The sequence below is a fragment of the Rhizobium sp. GCM10022189 genome (genome assembly GCF_042656325.1).
Classification (GTDB): domain Bacteria; phylum Pseudomonadota; class Alphaproteobacteria; order Rhizobiales; family Rhizobiaceae; genus Rhizobium.
Window position 1 is genome coordinate 42918 of record NZ_JBHSOR010000051.1, and the last position, 15816, is coordinate 58733.

The window sequence follows — 15816 nt, forward strand, 5'->3', positions numbered from 1 at the left end:
GAAGTAGTATCGATCAAATAACCACCCTGGCTATTCTTCGGATAGTTGCACCCATGGTCAAAATGATAGGAGGATATCAGGTCAGGTCAACTTGAAAACGCTAGAGCAATTCTAAATAGCTACAGTATTAAACTTTGGAATTCTCTTGATTAATCCCCCTCAACGACTATGGTGCCAAGCCTCAGTCCGACCGCTCCTGCTTCAGTCGATGAAGCCAGTTTAGGGACGTGGCCGGCCAGTGCTGTGCGAGGGCGCGTCGCAATTGCCCTGATGATATAGGGGGTTCTTCGATGACGGCTGACGATCGCATGCATGGCAGAGCGCCATGCGGTTTCAGCTCTCTGGTTTTGGCGGCGACGGTCGTTCTCTCGGCTTTCGGACCGATGTCATGTGCGGTCGTCGATCCGGCGATCGTAGGCAGCACGGAGAAGAACATCGTTGTGGCAAGTGCGCCACGTGCCGCGAAGGACTTCCCCGATGCCGCCGAACCAAAGACTGCGCCGGCGAAAGTGAGCGCCGCGATCTATCCCGGTTCCGCGCCGTACATTTGCTCGCCGAGTGGGTTCGGCCAGAAATCGCGCTGCTTTGCCCGCACGTCCCGGACGGATTGATGGCCTAGTGCGGCCACCTGCCGGAGAGTTCGCCGTTGTCCGACGTGTCGTTGAAGAAACGCGAGGCCGCTTCCGTGCGATTTCTCACATTCATCTTCTTGTAGATATTGCGGACGTGGACCTTCACCGTGTTTTCGGACAGGTGAAGCTTGTCGGCGATAATCTTGTTCTGCGTGCCCTTACAGATAAGGTCGAGGATCTGCACCTCGCGCGTGGTCAGGGCCGCCATGCTGTTGCGGCGAAGCTTCAGGGCATTGGCGCGCGCTGCATCGACGGACTTGGTCTGGTACAGCGAGGGCTCGAGCTGGGCCGTCGCCCGATTGGACAGACGGCCTAAAAGTGCGGATGGAAAATGTTCGCCGCCCTTCATCAGCAAATCGATTGCCGCCATGAAGACATCCAGGCGCAGGTTGAGCGGCAGGACGCCATCGACGACACGCGCCTCGACAAGGCGGCTGATATAGGGCTCCATCATGTCGATGGCTTCGACGACGAGGCCGATCGATGCGTCCGGACGGTTTTCGCGAACGACCTGCAGCGCATCATGCAACTCGGCGCCGGTGACGTGATAGAAAAGGACAAGCCGCATATCCTGAATATCCTTCTCGGATATGGACTGCGCGCTCGATACGCTTACGACATCGAAATTCGGGAATTTCTTTGCGAGTGCCTCAACCATGCACTCCGAGAACAGATCCGCCTTGGCGATTACCAGGACTGTTTCCCCGTTCGGGCTCAGTCTTCTTGCCTGATCCGAATCTCCTACTTCCGACCCAACCATGAACATATACGCCTCCCCTAGCGCTACACTATACTCAAACTCGGAGCATCTACTCCCATTGGCGCGATGACGGGTATTACATGCCGACGAACATTGCCCCTAGGCATGTGGCCGCCTTATCTTTTAGGCATTTCTTAATTATGGTAATATGGATTTCAAAGGAAAGAAATGGCCCAAATGGGTTAGTTGTCAGGAACTTCTATTTATTTTTTGCCACTTTATGGTTGCATTTCCGACCAGAAACATCCTGGCGGGCGGTATTTCAACTAGATTTCGGTATAAAGCAGCATGTATTAGTTCGGGACATACGAAATCGAAGTGGTATTGCCAGACGATATTTCAAAATAAGACGGAGAACCTTCCGGGCTTAACTTCGCGGTATCGCAAACAGTCGGAGCTGCCGGTTTGCGAGGCACTCCCGAATTCGTAAACGGCTTCCGCCGGGCCTTCGAGCCGGCATGGGCTTAATTACAGTATTGAACCGGCTTTCAGATGCCTTAGCCCGAATTGATATCTATCGGGACCCGGATTTTTGCACCAATCTATGACGGTTGCCAAAGTGGCGACGTGAAAATCAAGTATCGGCATGTGTTTTTGATACTTGGTCTTCTTTCGAGGGAACTCAAAAAGAAGTTGAACTGCCTTGCTCGCGCTCAAAACGAGTCCGGGATCGGATCTGTGCGCCTTTGTACTGCTTAAGCACAGTCCCAATACAGAATTTGGACAACAAATCGCAATGAACTGCAGATGAAGAGGTACCGCGTCCATCTGCCGATGTTAACGTATTGGAGCAAGCGCGAGCAAAGATCCCATTTGAGATGAGAGGGACTTCGAAAGCTGCTCCAATTTTTTGGAGGAACAGCAATGTCTTATGACCCCAAGCACGGTTCCGATGACGACACCGTGAAGGTAGGCGCGTTGGCCGACGGCCTTTCCAGCGCCATCAATTCAACCGATATCGATGACGATTCCACGGGCTATGTCGGCGGCATCGCCAACGGCGACAATCGCAACAACACCGACAACAGCACGGACGTCGACGTCAAGGCCGATATCGATCTCGACGTGAAGACCGACAACGGCGACAACCGCGACAACGAATACGACTGGAGCTACAAGTCGGACGACGACACGAACACCAAGACGACCACGATCAACGACAACGACACGACCACAACCACGAAGTCGGATTACGACTGGAGCTATGACGCCAAGTCGTACAGCGACGACGACGTCGACATCAAGACGGTCACGGATACGGAAACGACCACCAAGACCGACACCGATATCGATACCGACATCAAGACCGTCACCGATACCGACACCAAGACGACCACGGACAGCTACAACACCAGCGACAGCTTCAACAAGACGGACACGGACTTCGCCGTTATCGAGGATGTCAAGGACTTCGGGAACCTCGGCGTGGCCGGCCATGACCTTACCTTCAATATCGGCGACGACTTCTCCTTCACGCTCGACGTCAACAACATTCTCAACGATTCGCTGAACGGTGCAGGCAACGATACCGGCTTCAGCATCGTGCAGGCAAACCATCTCGCAGACCAGGATGAGGCCTGGAACGTCAAGATGGACAACGCCGGCGCTCAGAACCAGCTGAGCGCGAATGCAGGCACCGCGCATGGTGCTGACGGCGTCGACATGGACGGCAAGGGCTGGGATCTCAAGGCAGGCGACGACGTCGCAGGCACTTCGACGGCAGATGCTTCTGCAATCCTCGCCAATTCGGGCTTCCATCTGGAACTCGTGCAGGGCGCGAACATGCTCAGCAACGCTGTGGACTCCAGCGTCATCGGCGGCAACTCGCACGCCTCCGACGTCGGCGAAGATACCAGCGGACAATAACCTCCAAGACCAAGAAAGGACTGCACCGGCTTCGGCCGGTGCAGTTTGAATGCTTGCGTACGAATTGACGAACAGCGCGGCTCCCGCAGAAGGACGTCGCATGGCCGGTCGTTTCTTCGGTAGGGAGGGCCAAGGCAATGCAAATCGAGAAATTCTCAGAAATCATCGCCCATTTCATCGGCATATTCGAAACGATGACCGAAGAGATGCGGCTGCGCACAGAATTGACCGAGGGAGCCGGTCCTGCCGAAAACAATCCGACGCTCGACGACCTGACCGCCAGAAGCCCGGCATTCGCTTCCGATCTCGCGCTCAAAGACTACGATCCCGACGTCAACTACCGCAGCGTAAGTTACGACATCGTCTATGGCGGTCCGCGCCGGTTCGGCAGTTCCTTCGAGGAAAGCCTCGACAAACTGTCCGAAATCGCCCACCGCGACGTACCGCTGCCACGTTTCGGCAGTCCGCAGGACATCAACATCGAGGACGAAGAAGAACTGCAGGTTTTCGATGGTCCCGGATCGGTGATCGGATACACCACGCAGGTCAACGTTCTCTACGACGACGACTATCTCGACATGACCGACGGGCATCATGCCCCGCGCGATACGAGCTTCGTCACGGAAAAACTGGCCGAATTCAGTTCGAAGGTCGAGATATTCTCTCCCTTTTCCGATCTGCACAGAACCGACACCCACGAGGGGATCAAGCAGATCGCCGCGGACATGGAAGCCTATATCCAGGATAAGGAGGCTTCCGGCCAGACATCGCTCGGCACGGGTGAGCCGCCGGCGGACAATCCAAATGACCAGGTGCACGATTTCGTGCTGGCGGGCGACGAGATCACCGGAACCTACATGAACGGCAAGCTCGTTTCCGAGGTTCCGGTGCTGGACGATCTCTTGCCGGACCGCGGTCTTGCCCAACCGCCCGAAGACCCGGACGAAAGCCAGACATCCGTCGAGCAGCACGACCCGGCTTCGAGCAGCCTGGAGGTCACTGCCGGCGCAAACCTCGTCGCAAACATAGCGTCCGTCGTCAACACTGCGGTGATCTCTTCCGTAACGGCTGTCATGGGCGATTATCACCAGATCGACGCCATCACGCAGGTCTACGCCTACAGCAACAATGACGACATCGCCTCGGTGTTCCAGTCCTCCGCCGATTCGAACGCGGGCGCCGCAACCGCTGCCTACAATATCGCCAGCTTCGAACGCGATGCGTACGAAGCGCCCCAGCCGCAGACAATGGTCGATGCGCAGGGCGATCCCATCTTTCCGATGGCCTGGCGTGTCAGCGTCATCGAGGGCGACGTAACCTTCGTAAACTGGATCGAGCAGTATCATTTCGTCAGCGACAACGACACCATGACCGTTACGACGAGCGGGTCGCAAGCCACCGTTCTGACCGGCGGCAATACAACGCTGAATTTCTCGTCGTTCTTCGAAATGGGCCTGCAATACGACCTCATCATCGTCGGCGGCAGCGTCTACGACATCAACAGCATCACGCAGATTTCACTTCTCTACGACAACGACTGGGCGCGCGCCGAAGACGGCGCGGAGGGGGATGCCACCGTCCAGTCCGGCGACAATCTCATCTGGAATTTCGCGGCGATCCACAATGTCGGGGCCAACGACCGCTTCGAGACGATGCCCGACTACATGCACCAGGCAGAAGAGGGCATCCAGGATCGCGATCCGACAATGCCGCAGGGCTTGTCCACCGATGTCAATTTCCAGGGCTATCTCGGCCTCAACGTTCTCTATATCACCGGCAACCTCTTCGACATGACGATCATCAAGCAGGTCGCGGTGCTCGGAGATTCCGACGATGTGACCCAAGCCGCGGCCGAGCTTCTGGAAAATGCCCAGGATGCCGTGGTCACGATCGATACGGGCAGCAATACCGTCGCCAACATCGCTGAAATCGTCGATTATGACAGCTTCGGCAACACAACCTATGTTGCCGGTCAGCTCTATTCCGACGCCATTCTCATTCAGGGCGGGATCATCGAGCACGACACGACCCAGCCCGAAACGGCAGGCGAAAGGCTTGCCAATGAAGTCATCGCCTTTCTCGATGACGACAGTCCCCAAGGCGCTGATAACGGCGACGCCGTCATCAATAGCGGGCAGGATCCGTCATGGTCCTCCGCCCACCCCTCGGATGTAATGCAAGCCGTGGTCGCGTGACCTGCGTATCTTGGGAGAGACCGCGATGAATCAGATCTCGAAACAGATTTTTGCCAATGGCAGCGCGCTCGACCTGGGTGGCGAGAAGCCATCGCCGGGAGCGGCGAATTCGCAGGAGGTCCTGACGCAGGCCTGCGTTTCGGCCATCGACGACGCCGTGGATCATCTTCGCCAGTTGACGCGCGCGGCACCTTCCTGCCCGCCTGAAATCGAGGCTGTCGAGGCTGTCGAGGCTGTCGCTGAGGAAAAAATGGATGAAGTGCAAGCCGTGACACCGACCATGCGATCCGACAGGCCGCTTTCCGGCCACGACATGCCTGCGGTCAGTGCCGCAGAGCCGGAAATACGGCCGCAGTCCACCGAGGAATTGCGGGCGGCACCAGACCTTCAGGCACGGCGGGCGCCCGATGAGGCCGACGAGCTCAAGGCCAAACCGGACATTCCCTTCGCCAGGACGATCGAGGGCGACACCGGTCCGGTGAAGGAGAACGAGCGCCGCCTGCGCGCTGGCGGCGGAGGCGGGGGCGGCAAGGAGCCGGACTTCGGCGGAGGCGGGGGCGGGGGCGGCGGCGGAGCCAGCGGCTTCCACAAGCGCAGCGAGCCGGTGAATTTCGCCTTGAGCCTTGCGCGCGGCATTGCCGTCATCAGGCGCAACCTCGCCATCGTGATGGTCTTTACGATCGCGATCAACGTGCTGCTGCTGGCCATCCCGCTCTACCTCTTCCAGATTTCCGACCGCGTCCTGACCAGCCGCTCCATCGACACGCTGGTGATGCTTTCGATCGTGGTGGTGGGGGCTGTCCTGATACAGGCCTTCCTGGATTCCGTCCGACGCTTCATCCTGATGCGAACCGCCGTGGAACTGGAGGTCCAGCTGGGCGCCCCGATCCTGAGCGCGGCGGCGCGCGCCTCGCTGCACGGGAACGGCAAGGACTACCAGATCCTGCAGGACCTTCAGCTTCTGCGAAGCTTCCTGACGTCAGGCACGCTGATCGCCTTCCTCGACGCGCCGCTGATGCCGCTTTTCGTGATCGTGGTCTACCTGGTGCATCCGCATCTCGGCATCATCATCATGGTCTGCTGTGCGGTGCTGTTCGTAATCGCTTTCCTGAACCAGAAATTCACGGCCAAACAATTCGCCGAATCCAACAGCTATCTCAGCCGCGCGAACTTCCATCTCGATTCCATGTCGCGCAATTCGCAGATCATCAACGCGCTCGCGATGATTCCCGAGGCGGTGAAAATGTGGGGCCGGGAAACCGCCGGCTCGCTGAAATCGCATGTGCAGGCACAGGACCGGAACATCATCTTTACGGGCGTTTCCAAAGCCTGCCGCATGATCACGCAGATCGGGCTTCTCGGCTGGGGCGCACATCTGTCGCTGTCGGGAGAGCTGACCGGCGGCATGGTCATCGCGGCCTCGATCATTTCCGGCCGCGCGCTGGCCCCGATCGAAGGAGCCATCGAAGGCTGGCACCAGTTTAACCGATCGATCGCAGCTTACGGCCGCATCAAGAACCTGCTTTTGAACTCGCCGCTCAATTTTCCGCGGCTGCGTCTTCCCAACCCGGAAGGACGGCTGGACGTGGAACGGATCCTCTTCGTTCCGCCGCCGCAGAAGAAGGTGATCCTGAACGGCATTTCCTTCTCGCTGAAGAAGGGGGAATCGCTGGCGATCATCGGCAATTCCGGCTCCGGTAAGACGACGCTCGGCAAGATGCTGGTGGGCTCGATCCTGCCGACCTCGGGCAATGTACGCCTCGACCTCATGGATCTGCGCAACTGGGACCAGCGGCAGTTCGGGGAAAGCATCGGCTATCTGCCGCAGGACGTGCAGCTGTTTCCGGGCACCATCAAGGCCAATATCTGCCGCATGCGCGACGACGTCGAAGACCGGCAGATCTACGAGGCGGCCGTCCTTGCCGACGTACACGAGCTGATCGCAGGCTTCCCCCAGGGCTACGAGACCGTCGTGGCTTCCGACGGGGCGCCGCTTTCGGGCGGCCAGAAGCAGCGCATCGCGCTGGCCCGCGCCTTCTTCGGCGATCCGAAGTTCGTCGTGCTCGACGAGCCCAATTCCAACCTCGACACCCAGGGCGAAGCAGCGCTCGCAAAAGCACTGATCCACGCCAAGAAACAGGGGATCACGACCGTGACGATCACGCAGCGCCCGGCACTTCTGCAATGCGTGGACAAGATCATGGTGCTTAAGGACGGCACGGTCGCCATGTTCGGCGAACGTATGGAAGTGCTGCAAGCAATTTCCAAGGGCAATGGCCGCAACGGCCAGCAAGCCCCGCGTATCGAAGGGTAACGGCCATGGGCAAGAAGAAACAGGAAACAGCCGGCCCGCAGCTCGAATGGTATGGCGACGTGCCGCGGTCGATCCGCTTTCACAGCATGATCGGCCTGACGGTGCTTTTCGCTTCGTTTGGCGGTTTCGGATATTGGGCGGCAACCGCGCCGCTCGCCTCGGCGATCATCGCCCAGGGCAGCTTCGTGGCCACCGGCAACAACAAGGTGGTCCAGCACCTGGAAGGCGGCATCATCAAGGAAATGATGGTCGGCGAAGGCGCAAGCGTCAAGGAAGGCGACGTGCTGCTGACGCTCGACCAGACCGCCGCCCTGACCAACGAACGCATGTTGAACCTGAGGCGCCTGCGCCTGGAAACCGTTGTGGCGCGGCTGAGGGCAGAAGCGCAGGGGGCAAGCGAGTTCAAAATTCCCGAGATCGTCATGGCCGAGGCAAGCGATCCGGACGTCAACGCCATTATCCAGAGCCAGAACATCGTCTTCCACAGCAAACGGATCAAGCTCGAGGAACAGCTGAACCTCATCGAGAAGAACATCAAGTCGCTGGAATACCGTTTCGACGGGTACAAGGGGCAGCGCGAATCCTTCGAGCGGCAGCTGGCGCTGCTGTCGGACGAGCGGGACTCCAAGGAAAGGCTGGTCAAGGTCGGCTATATGCGCAAGACCGATCTTCTGGCCATCGAGCGCGCCATTGCCGATGCGATGGGGGATATTTCGCGCCTTAACGGCGAGCTCAACGAAAGCGAAGCGGAAATCGCCAAATTCCGCCAGGAAGCGGTCATCGCCGTCAACTCCAACAAGCAGGCAGCACTCGATGCCTTGGAGACGGCCGAATCCGATCTCGACAGCGTCCGCGAACAGGCAAGGGAAGCAGCCGGCGTCCTGGAACGCACGATCATCCGTTCGCCCGTGTCGGGCACGGTCGTCCGCTCCTACTATCACACCGCCGGCGGCGTCATCACCACCGGAAAGCCGATCATGGAAATTCTGCCGGCTCATGTGCCGCTGATCTTGGAGGCGCAGGTATTGCGTACCTCCATCGACCAGCTTCACGAGGGACAGACGGCCGCAATCCGCCTCACGGCCCTCAACAGACGCACCACGCCGGTTCTCGAAGGAAAGGTTTTCTATGTTTCGGCAGACTCGGTCGAGGAAAATACCGGTCTGTCGGTGAAAGACGTCTACATCGTGCGCGTGCAGATCCCGGACAGCGAAATTGCCCGCATTCACAACTTCCACCCGGTTCCCGGCATGCCGGCCGAGGTGCTGATCCAGACCTCGGAGCGCACCTTCTTCGAATATCTGAGCAAGCCGGTTGCCGACAGCATGTCCCGCGCCTTCAAGGAACGCTGAGCGCAGAAATGACTGAGGCGTTCACCGAACTGATCTGATATAGTCCAGGTATCATCAACGTTGAGCCTAGGGAGTTCAACATGCCGGCCATGTCGGATGTTTTATTGATGGTCGGCCGGTTGAACTATGTCTGGACGAATACAGAAAGTCTGCTGATCTATATTATCGCCCACCTTCTCAAGGTCGAGAAGGAAGCGGCGGTGGTGGTGTTCCTGACGCTCAACACGACACGCGCACGCATCGATCTTGTCGAGCGCCTGGCAAAGCTTCCTTCGACGCCAGCTGCGGACCGCAAGGCCGTTCTTTCGGCCATGTCGCGCCTGAAGAAGGAATCGAAGATGCGCAACAAGTACAATCACTGCATCTATTCCTTCGACGAGAAGGGCGAAATCTCCAGCACGCAGCTCATGCGGCTCGTCGAGGACGAGAAGGAAATCCGCTACGGCAAGATCGAACAGATGGACGACCGCGAGATGGAGCTTCTGGAGAAATCCATTGGCGAGATCGTCAATATCAGCAAGGCGCTCTGGACCTTCATCCACGCAAGCCCGCGAATTGTCGCGCTCTAGTTTCGGGCGGCCGAAACCGGCTTCCCTGGGCTAATCCCATTTCGACTGAAGGAATCACCCGGACGGTTTATTTGAAGATCGATGTTTCTCATTAGACTGGAATCTCCCGAATTACGTATGGGGTATTGGGAGGGGGCATGCGCATCGATATCATTGATACCGTAGCCGGCATCGACGCCGTCCGCGACAACTGGGATCAGGTCTACAGGGACGATCCGGACGCCCAGCATTTCCTTTCCTGGACATGGCTGAGAGACTTTCTCGGGCATCGTGGCCGCTGGTTCATCCTGGCGCTGCGCGAGCGGGAGCCGGACGCTCCTTATGTCGCATTCCTACCCCTGAGATTGCTCACGAAACTCGATGCCCAGAGCGGGCTTTTCTACGACGAAATCGTCATGGGCGGAAACTATTCGGCCGATTATACCGGTTTCATCGTCATGCCCGGCTACGAACAGAAAGCCATTGACGGCTTTGCCGCATACCTCAAGCAGCAGAACTGGACGCATCTCCGGCTGGAGCATTTCAACGGGCCGCCGGAGCGGCGGGAAAAGATGATCCTGGCCCTGCAGGGGCCGCTCGTCATGTTCCGTGACAACGCCCCGACCAGCCCGGACAATATCGACAATACGATCTGCCCGGTCGTCTTCCTGCCGGGAAGCTGGGACGACTATCTGGAGCAGAAGATGAGCAGCCAGACGCGCCAGAAGCTGCGCCGCTTCCTGCGCAAGCTCGATGGCGACGAAGGCTACCGGATTACCATGGCGACGCCCGCAACCATCGACCGGGACCTCACGATTCTCTTCGATTTCTGGCGCAAGCGATGGACGGAGCGCAAAGGACCGGAGCGGACCGAGCGGCTCATCAATTCCACCCGCGAAATGCTGATGGACTGTTTCAAGAGCGGCACGCTCGAGGTCCCGGTCTTCTGGTTGGGCGAACAGCCGCTCGGCGCGCTCGCCAACATCATCGACCGCCCGAAGAAAACGATCCTCTTTTATATCACCGGCCGGGACGAGAACTGGAAGACGCCGTCTCCCGGCCTTGTGCTGCACGGATACTGCATCCGCCGGGCGATCGAGGCGGGCTTCCGGGCCTACGATTTCCTGCGCGGAAACGAACCGTACAAATATGTGTTCGGCGCCGACGAGCGGCGGATCAGCTATACGCTCTTCAGGACTCGCGACGGACGCAACCTCGGCGGCGTCCTGCATCCGCGCAGCGTCAACTATGTCTACAAGCAGGCGCTCGACATGTATCAGAAAGGGGAAAAGGGGAAAGCGGAGATCGTCTTCACCCAGGTTCTGCAGTCCTCGCCCGGCCATACCGGCGCCGAATTCGGCCTTGCCAACCTGCTGTTCGACCGGGGAAAGCTGACCGAGGCCCTTGCCGCCTATCAGTCGCTGCTGGAGCGCGCGGCCGAGCCATTGCCGATCGCACTTCGCCTTGGCGATACGCAACTGGCGCTGAAACTCTATGAGGATGCGATCGTGACCTTCCGCCGCATCGGCGAGCAGGCGCCCCATGCGGTGCAGGCGCGCTACAAGGAAGGGGTCGCCCTCATCGCAACGCGCCGCCTTGCACAAGCGGAGGCGGTTCTTGCGGCGATCCAGGATATCCATACCGACGATCCGGCTGCCGTTCCCTACAGCCAGCTTGCTTCGGTGGCGCTCGAGCGTCTACGCCAGCATAATGCGGCACTGGCAGCCGACGAACAGATTCCCGAAGGCATGATGGGATTGCCACGAAAGCGCGGCGGCGAGAAACGCCGCCCCCGCATGCACTGAAATTTTCGTTTCACGCCATCGTTGCCGCAGGGCGGCATGCGCCCTTTGCGCGGCATGCATCGGCGGAAAATTCAGGCACCGGTCTCGGTCTGCAGCCTGATATCGTCGGCAATCGGATGCAAACGATCGGCCGGCAGGGCGCCGACGAGACTATAGCCCATGCCGCCCGACGCCCAGCTCCAGCCCTCGACATTGCCCTGCTCATGCGGCGCCATAGGTCTATTCTGATCAACGAGCATGGGGCGCGTCAGCATGACGAGCCGCGTTCCGCGATCGTCGTCATACATCAGCATCAATCCGGCGCCATGCGCCGTCGAGATCATTCTGCCGCCCATCAGACGATAGCCCGAGTTGGAAAGGTCCGGCAGGATCGGTTTGCGGCCCATGCGCGCCGTCGCCCAGTCGACAAGCTCGGCCATATTGTCGGCGCGGATTTCGACCGGCCTCATCCTGTCAGATGCATAGGTGGCGAAACTGTCGGTTGCCTCGTTGGCCAGCGCCACCATGCCCTCGCCCGGCTGCCTGTACATGCCATGCAGCATCCAGCCGCCGGAACCGCCGGCGACAAGGAGAACGACAGCGGCCGCCGCCATACGCCAGACGGGGAGCCTGCTCTGCTTGCGCACTTCCATCAGATGGCTCAGGTTCAGCCGGCTCGGAACTGGCTCGTCTGCAACCGGGTTGAGCGCAGCCCGCAGATCGAGCCGCTGCCTGCCGTAGCCGTCAATTCGCGCAGCGATTTCGGGATGCGTCTCGAGATAGGCGGAAACCTCGGCTTCGCGCGTTTCGTCCAGCGCACCGTCAACAAATCCGTGAAGATCATCCTCGGTGATCGGTTTTACGCTCATTTTACTCTCCGAAGATGGGCCGCCGGCCCCTGTGCTGCCTTGCCCGGGTTCTCCAATATCTGCCGCAACCGCTCGCGCGCTCGCGACAGGCGCGACATGACGGTGCCGATCGGGATGGCCAGCACTTCCGCCGTCTGCGAATAGGACAGATCCTCGACCGATACCAGCAGCAGCACGCTGCGCTGCTCCTCGGGAAGCTGCTCCAGCGCCTGAAGGATGTCGCGGCTCATCAGATTGTCTTCCTGCGTCGGCTGCCGGGCAAGAACGCGTTCATCCACCTTCTCGAAGGGCAGATGTTCGCCGCGGCGTGCCGTCCGTTTCAACCGGTTGACCGCTAGATTATGAAGGATAGCGAAGATCCAGGTGCGCGGATCGTCGTTTCGGCGATGATGCCAATGGGCAATAACCCGCTCCAGGCAATCCTGAACGAGATCGTCGGCGGCCGTTACGTCTTTCAGCAAGCCGCGCGCGTAGCGGCGGAGTGCGGGGATCATCGGTTCGACAAGCTGCAGAATGTCACTCATGAGGCTTACCTTCAGGAGCTTCGCCCGCCACCCTAGCACAGGCGGCGGGCGGAAGGGATTTACTTCGCTTCGATCTGGACGACTTCGCCCGGTCCTTTTTGACCCGCCAGGGCGACGACGAGATAGCGGCGCTCGGCCTTCTCGCTGCTTTGGACGATCTGCCTGATCGGACCGACGGCGTTGACGATCGCCGAGCCGGCCGGATTCGTCATGAACGATGCCAGAGGCTGAAGATCGCCCGTACCGTCGGCCCGGGTGGAGAGCGCAAGAATGTAAGGCTTCCTGGGCTCCAGCCCCGTCACGGATGCCTGCAGCACCTGCGACAGACCCTGATCGAAAAGGGAGACGCTCGTTGGCGCAACGCCTTCCGACTTCGGCGCGCGCAGGGCAAGATGCGCCACCTGGCCGGCGATGCCGAGCGGCTGAAGGTTCTCCATGCCATTGCCCTCAGGCACCGCATCCGGAACATAGTTGACGGCCTGCGGAGCCTGGCCGATCGGTATCGTGGCGATCACCTTGTTTGTCAGCGTATCGATCGCTGCGAGTGCGTCGGCGTTTTCGAGCCCCACATAGACGCGCGTACCATCGCCTGATGGCCAGACACCGTGCGGAAGATTGCCGACGGGGATCGTCGCGACCTGCTCGAAATTGTCCGTGCGATAGACCTTCACCTGGTTGAGGCCGCCAACGGTAATGTAGGCAAAATCGCCGTTGGCGTTGTGAACGATGTTGACATGGTTGGTGATCGGTCCGGTATCGATCGTCTTGATCAGATCGAAAGGCGCCTCGGCGTTGAAGACCTGCGTCTTGCCGATATCCTTCAGGGTGAACCAGACCTGCTTGCCATCGGGCGTCGCGGCAATATTGGGGCAGAAGGGGCTTTCCTGCTTGATGTGGCCGACGATCTGGTGATCGGCGACGGAAACGACGACGGTTTCCGGGTTGAACGAAGAGCAGACGTAGCCGTATTTGCCGTCCGGCGAGAAGATCTGCATGCCCGGCCCGGCCGGCACCTTGATCTGCAGCTTCTCCTCATAGGTATGCGCGTCGATGACGGAGATGTAATCCTCGCCGCGAACCGTGACCCAGACCTCGCTGCCATCCGGCGTAAAAAACGCTTCATGCGGCGAGCGCCCCACATAGGTCGTGTGTTTTACGGCATTGGTTGCCGTGTCGATGAACGTCACCGAATTCGAGCCGATCGAAACGACGGCCAGCGTCCTGTGATCCGGCGAAAAGCCCATGCCGTGAACCAGGACCTGTCCACGATAGAGCGGGCTCAGATTGCCCGGCTGCGGATCGCCGAGACGGATGACGCCGAGCAGCTTGTTGGTGGACGGATCGGTGACCGAAACCGTGTTGGAGAATTGTTCGGCCGCATAGACACGATCCTTGCTGCTGACCGGAATATCCGGATCGGAGGCAGCACCCGGCGCCTGGCCGGCAAAACTTGCGGCGGGCGCCAGTATCGTGCCGGCGAGAAGGCTGAGAACGAGGAGGCTGGACTTCATGACAGGGTCCTTTCAATTGCCCATTTTCATGTTCGGATCCATCGTCGGCATCATCGACATGCCGGCGCCGGAGGGGAGAGAGTTCTGCGGGGAAACCTGGGTCGGCGCCGGAGCCGAAGGCGGAAGCGGATCGCCAAGCGACAGACGCATCGCGGCGATTTCCTGTTGCTGATCGACGATGATTTCCTGGGCGATGCGCTTGAGCTGCTCGTTGCTGCCGTAGCGCAGATAGGCCTGCGCCATGTCGATCGCGCCCTGATGATGGGGGATCATCATCTCGACGAAATCCCTGTTGACGTCGCCTGTTGGCCTGACCGCCATATCGTTCATCATCTTCGTCATAGCCGCATCGTTTTCCGCCAGGAACGGCGTCTCGTCCGTGGGCGAGGCGGGCGCGTGTTGATGCGACGCCGGATCGTCGGCAAGGGCTGAGGCGGACAGGATCACGAAGATCGTTGCTGCCAGCGGAAATAATCCCTTTCGGGGAGGCACGTTCATGGGGGCTCCCTTTCATGCAGAGCGGTTTCATGAACGTGGACAACGGAGCTGTCGTTTTATTCCGGCCGGTTCCGCTTTTCGTTCTCGGACGCGCTTTTTCTTTGCAACCTGCTGGTTTCACTGAGTTGGAGACCACAAGAAACTTGCAGGGATGCGGGCTTGTTTACCGGTGACCTTGCCCCCAAGTTTTATCCGGTTTTGAGTTCGCTCCAGCGGTTCTGGGTTGCTGTGTTCGGGGCGGTAGCGGCGGGTTGCGGTGCGGAGCCATTCCGGCTGCGCAGCACCGCATCACGTCGCGGGTTGATGGTCTGAGCGAACTCGGCAGGTGTCAGCCAGCCGAGGCCGGAATGCGGTCGATGATCGTTGTAATCGCGGCGCCAGTTTGAAAGCGCTGATCGAGCGTGCGTCAGTGACGAGAAGAGGGTCTCATTCAAGAGTTCATCTCGCAGCCGCCCATTGAAGCTTTCGATGAAGGCGTTCTGGATCGGCTTGCCGGGTGCGATGTAGTGCCATTCCACCTTGGTCCGGTCCGTCCATTGCAGGATCGCGTTGCTGGTGAACTCGCTGCCATTGCCGCTGACGATCATCTTTGGCTTGCCACGCGCCTCGATGATCCGGTCAAGCTCACGGGCAACCCGAAGACCGGAAAGTGAGGTATCGGCGATGAGTGCCAGGCACTCCCTGGTGCAATCGTCCACGACCGTAAGCACTCGGAACCTGCGTCCGTCAGTGAGTTGATCCGAGACGAAGTCCAGCGACCAACGATCATTGAGGGCAAGCGGGATCAGCATTGGCGCTCGTGTCCCGATCGCTCGCTTCCGACCGCCACGTTTGCGCACTGTCAGCTTCTCCTCCCGATAGAGCCGGAAGAGCCGCTTGTGGTTCACAAGGTGACCCTCACGCCTGAGCAGCACATGAAGGCGTCGATATCCAAAGCGGCGGCGTTCATGCGCCAGCGCCTTC

13 protein-coding genes are annotated in these 15816 nt (G+C 59.4%); 7 read left to right on the plus strand and 6 right to left on the minus strand.

Annotation, left to right across the window (positions count from 1 at the left end; translation table 11 throughout):
- The first annotated feature begins 290 nt into the window (after positions 1-290).
- Entirely contained in the window at positions 291-611 is a 321-nt protein-coding gene (locus ACFPWW_RS26015) for a hypothetical protein (RefSeq protein ID WP_377313903.1), read from the plus strand.
- 4 nt (positions 612-615) lie between these two features.
- Here ACFPWW_RS26015 and ACFPWW_RS26020 read toward each other — a convergent pair whose 3' ends face one another.
- On the minus strand, positions 616-1398 hold the full coding sequence (locus tag ACFPWW_RS26020) for a helix-turn-helix transcriptional regulator (protein ID WP_377313905.1): 783 nt from the start codon (positions 1396-1398) through the stop codon (positions 616-618).
- Positions 1399-2256: 858 nt separating this feature from the next.
- On the opposite strand from ACFPWW_RS26020, the gene ACFPWW_RS26025 reads away from it, so the two are divergent.
- The 6 genes from ACFPWW_RS26025 to ACFPWW_RS26050 all read left to right on the plus strand — a co-directional run bounded on the left by ACFPWW_RS26025 (position 2257) and on the right by ACFPWW_RS26050 (position 11472).
- Positions 2257-3258, plus strand: coding sequence for a fibrinogen-binding protein (locus tag ACFPWW_RS26025; RefSeq protein ID WP_112564814.1), 1002 nt, complete (start codon positions 2257-2259; stop codon positions 3256-3258).
- Between the two features lie 137 nt (positions 3259-3395).
- A complete protein-coding gene (locus ACFPWW_RS26030; RefSeq protein ID WP_377313907.1) occupies positions 3396-5453 on the plus strand; it encodes a hypothetical protein in 2058 nt (685 codons plus the stop codon).
- Between the two features lie 25 nt (positions 5454-5478).
- The gene (locus tag ACFPWW_RS26035) at positions 5479-7767 is read left to right on the plus strand and encodes a type I secretion system permease/ATPase (RefSeq protein WP_377313909.1); all 2289 of its coding nucleotides are present in this window, start codon (positions 5479-5481) and stop codon (positions 7765-7767) included.
- Positions 7768-7772: 5 nt separating this feature from the next.
- Positions 7773-9119 carry an HlyD family type I secretion periplasmic adaptor subunit gene (locus tag ACFPWW_RS26040; protein ID WP_377313911.1) on the plus strand — a complete coding sequence of 449 codons (1347 nt, stop codon included), beginning with the start codon at positions 7773-7775 and terminating at the stop codon, positions 9117-9119.
- A gap of 80 nt (positions 9120-9199) precedes the next feature.
- Complete coding sequence (locus ACFPWW_RS26045) at positions 9200-9688, plus strand: hypothetical protein (protein ID WP_112572599.1); 489 nt, start codon at positions 9200-9202, stop codon at positions 9686-9688.
- Positions 9689-9825: 137 nt separating this feature from the next.
- Positions 9826-11472: a GNAT family N-acetyltransferase gene (locus tag ACFPWW_RS26050; protein ID WP_377313913.1), complete on the plus strand. Its 1647-nt coding sequence runs from the start codon at positions 9826-9828 to the stop codon at positions 11470-11472.
- 71 nt (positions 11473-11543) lie between these two features.
- Here ACFPWW_RS26050 and ACFPWW_RS26055 read toward each other — a convergent pair whose 3' ends face one another.
- From ACFPWW_RS26055 to ACFPWW_RS26075, 5 genes are all read right to left on the minus strand, one after another.
- Entirely contained in the window at positions 11544-12320 is a 777-nt protein-coding gene (locus ACFPWW_RS26055; RefSeq protein ID WP_377313915.1) for an anti-sigma factor family protein, read from the minus strand.
- Entirely contained in the window at positions 12317-12844 is a 528-nt protein-coding gene (locus tag ACFPWW_RS26060; protein WP_377313917.1) for an RNA polymerase sigma factor, read from the minus strand. Before ACFPWW_RS26060 ends, ACFPWW_RS26055 begins: the two co-directional genes overlap by 4 nt.
- 59 nt (positions 12845-12903) lie before the next feature.
- The gene (locus ACFPWW_RS26065) at positions 12904-14355 is read right to left on the minus strand and encodes a YncE family protein (RefSeq protein ID WP_377313919.1); all 1452 of its coding nucleotides are present in this window, start codon (positions 14353-14355) and stop codon (positions 12904-12906) included.
- A gap of 12 nt (positions 14356-14367) precedes the next feature.
- Entirely contained in the window at positions 14368-14853 is a 486-nt protein-coding gene (locus ACFPWW_RS26070) for a DUF305 domain-containing protein (RefSeq protein WP_112759057.1), read from the minus strand.
- A 188-nt stretch (positions 14854-15041) separates the two neighbouring features.
- On the minus strand, positions 15042-15816 hold a 775-nt coding region (locus ACFPWW_RS26075), incomplete at its 5' end, for an IS3 family transposase (protein ID WP_377313921.1).